This window comes from Arthrobacter sp. 35/47 (assembly GCF_000520475.1).
In the GTDB taxonomy this organism is placed as follows: domain Bacteria; phylum Actinomycetota; class Actinomycetes; order Actinomycetales; family Micrococcaceae; genus Arthrobacter_D; species Arthrobacter_D subterraneus.
This window is the reverse complement of sequence record NZ_KI914591.1, coordinates 36,972-39,976: the sequence shown is the minus strand read 5'-3', so window position 1 is coordinate 39,976 and position 3,005 is coordinate 36,972. Positions and strand designations below refer to the sequence as shown.

General features: G+C 66.3%; 4 protein-coding genes. 1 reads left to right on the top strand and 3 read right to left on the bottom strand.

All coding sequences use genetic code 11. From position 1 onward, the window contains the following. The coding region (locus X803_RS18250) for a diacylglycerol/lipid kinase family protein (protein WP_051470530.1) at positions 1-990 on the top strand (990 nt) is incomplete at its 5' end. Here X803_RS18250 and X803_RS0106485 read toward each other — a convergent pair. The 3 genes from X803_RS0106485 to X803_RS18245 form a co-directional block, all read right to left on the bottom strand. Then, entirely contained in the window at positions 987-1,373 is a 387-nt protein-coding gene (locus X803_RS0106485) for a hypothetical protein (protein ID WP_026544512.1), read from the bottom strand. The two genes, X803_RS18250 and X803_RS0106485, sit on opposite strands and share 4 nt — an antisense overlap. Positions 1,374-1,459: 86 nt before the next feature. Next, a complete protein-coding gene (locus X803_RS0106480; protein ID WP_026544511.1) occupies positions 1,460-2,431 on the bottom strand; it encodes a DNA topoisomerase IB in 972 nt (323 codons plus the stop codon). A gap of 33 nt (positions 2,432-2,464) precedes the next feature. Continuing rightward, the coding region (locus X803_RS18245) for a prephenate dehydratase (RefSeq protein WP_275450940.1) at positions 2,465-3,005 on the bottom strand (541 nt) is incomplete at its 5' end.

Below are 3,005 nucleotides of genomic sequence, written 5' to 3'. Positions count from 1 at the left end.
CCCCGTCCGGCGGTGCCCGCCGCGGCGGGACACCAGCGGGTTGCGCTGGTGCTGAATCCGGTCAAGCTGAGTGCGGCTCTTGCGCGCGAACAGGTGGAGCAGGCCTGTTCCGATGCCGGCTGGGACCCGCCGCTGGTACTGGAGACCACAGTCGCCGAACCCGGTACCGCACAGGCAAGGCGCGCTGTGGAGGAGGGGTACGACGTCGTCATTGCCGCCGGCGGCGACGGCACCGTCCGCGCGGTGGCAGCTGCGCTGGTCCACAGCAACACGGCCCTTGCGCTGCTGCCCCTGGGCACCGGCAATCTGCTGGCGCGCAACCTCGGCATCGCGGTCAATGACGTGCCGCGCAGTGTGCGCCAGGCCCTGCACGGCGCCGTCCGCCGGATCGACATGGGCCGGGCTGAACTGCGCAACGAGCGGACCGGCGTGACCGGAGACCACACGTTCCTGGTGATGGGCGGCGTCGGGCTCGATGCGGTGGTGGTGGCAGCCACCAAGGACACGCTCAAAAGGAAATTCGGCTGGCTCGCCTACAGCGAGGCGGGAATGCGGAGCCTGCCCGGGAAGCGGCAGAGAATGTCGATCAGCATTGACGGCGGCCCGGCGCAGACGCGCAAGGTGCACAGTGTCCTCTTCGCCAACTGCGCCAGGTTGCCCGGCGGCATCACGATAGTTCCGGACGCCGCAATCGATGACGGGTATCTCGACGTGGTCATCGCCAGCCCGCGCAGCATTCTCGGCTGGTTGTGGGTTGCGGTGCAGATACTCTTCCGCCACCCCGGGCCGATCCCCGTCATCACCTACCACCGGGCCAAGCAGGTGGAGGTGCGCGTTTCCGAGGCAACGGGAACCCAGTTGGACGGGGATATCTCCGGCGACGTCACCTCGCTCACGGTCAACGTGGTCCCGGGCGCACTGATGGCCCGGGTACCGGGAAGGGCAACCGGGCCATCAGCGGGAATGTTCAGCGCGTCCGTGGAGGGCTAGGGGCGCTCGGTACCCTCCGTGTCGTCTCCACCTTCCTGAAGCGAGGGAACGGAGTCGGCATCGGTGTACTCTCCCTCGACACCTGAATCGAGATCGGTGGTGCCGTCCACGTCGGTGTACTCACCTTCGTCAACCTGCCCGGCCCCCTCGGCGTATTCACCCACGCCATCCGCACGCTGGGCGCCGGTGTAGCCTCCGGTGACTCCGCCCGTCGGATCAGCGGTCGACTCATCATTCTGCGCCTGACTGTTGATCAGCTGCTGCTCCTCAGCGAAACGCAGGTCGTTGCCCTGGTCTCCGGCATCGCCGTGCCAGTTGGGGTCCGACGTTGATCCGTCACCCTTGTTGGGGTTGACCTCACTGTTGTGTGGCTGCTCGCTCATGGTGCCTGCCTTTCATCAAGGGGTCGCGCCACTGGCCGGGCGCTCACCATCAGCCTACTTAGTGACCGCTCCAGGGGAAAGGATTCTCAGGCTTTAAGCAGCTCGCGAACAGCCTTCTCGGAGGCGGAGTAACTTGCCACCGGGATGACCTCCCCGGACATGAAGCGGTCCACCAGGCGCGGATCCACGTAGGAGCTGCGGGCTATGGCCGGCGTGTTATCCAGGTGCTCGGCCACTGAACGCATGGTCGCCGCAACTGCCTTCTGCCGTGCAGTGCGGCTGGTGGCCTTCAGGTCCAGCCGGGCGAGCTCCATGGCGGCGACGACGGTTGCCTGCCATGTGCGGAAATCCTTGGCGGTGAACCCGCCGCCGGTGACCTGGCGAAGGAACTCGTTGAGCTGCGAGGCCTCAATGGAATGCCAGGACCCGTCGGCGGCCCGGTATGCCAGCATCGTGTCGGCATCCTCCCGGCGCACCATCGGGCGCAGGGCAGCCGCCAGGTCAGCATCCTCAATGGTGGTGTCCCACTGCTGTCCGCTCTTACCCGGGAAGCCGAGGGTGATGACCGGACCGCTGAGGGTGACATGCTCCACCCGCAGCGTGGTGACGCCGAACGAGCCGTTCTGTGCGGCGTACTGGGCTGAACCGATCCGCAGCGCGCCGGAGTCGACAATGCGCAGCGCAGCAGCGAAGGCACGTTCCCGCCCGCTGCCGTTGCTGCGCAGGTGCTGGGTGATGACCCGCCGGGCACTGGGGAGGCGTTCACCGAAATCGAGTGCGCGGTCGAATTTCTCCCGATCCTTTTTCTCCCGCCAGGCGGAATGGTAGATGTACTGGCGCCGACCGGCGTCGTCGGTGCCCACCGCCTGTATATGTCCGTTGGAGTATGGACTGATCCAGACCTCCTGCCACGCCGGAGGAATCACGAGTTCCTTGACGCGCCTGAGTTCGTCCCGTTCCAGCGGTTGACCCCGCTGGTTGCGGTAACTGAACCCCTTGCCATGGCGGCTGCGCGTGTACCCGGGCTTGTTGCAGTCACTGCGCCGAAGTCGTGGCACGCCGCCTCCTGGGGTTGGAGCTGTAGGAAAGGGCTAGCCTATGTCTTCGGCGTCGGGTGTGGGGGAATGACGGAGTGAATCAACCCATTCCCGGGCCGCTGCAAATGCCTCGTCAGAGGTGTGGCGAGCCACCTCGTACTCGCGCCGGTCCGCTCGCGCGTAGGAGCCGAGGAAGCGTAGTCCCGGGCTGATCCGGTGCAGGCCCTGAAGTGCATCCGCAACGCGCGCATCGGTCACGTGTCCATCGGCGTCGATGCTGAAGAAGTAGTCGCCGAGGAACAGGCCGGTGGGCCGGGATTCGATCCTGCTGAGGTTGACCCCGCGCGCGGCGAACTGATCGAGGATTTCCATCAGGGCGCCGGGGTGGTCTTCGGGAAGGGGGATCACCAGGGTGGTCTTGTCCGCTCCGGTCCGGGCAGGGAGGGTATCCGGCTTGCTCACGAGGATGAACCGGGTCACGGCGTCGGCTACGTCCCCGATGTGTTCCGCAAGAATGCGCAGCCCCAGACGGTTGGCCACGAGAGGCGAGCAGATCGCCGCGTCATGGCTTGCGCCTTCGTCGAGCAGGTCATGG

Excerpts from the sequence above, each read along its gene's own strand:
- X803_RS0106485 (WP_026544512.1), bottom strand. The coding sequence starts at position 1,373 with ATGAGCGAGCAGCCACACAACAGTGAGGTCAACCCCAACAAGGGTGAC.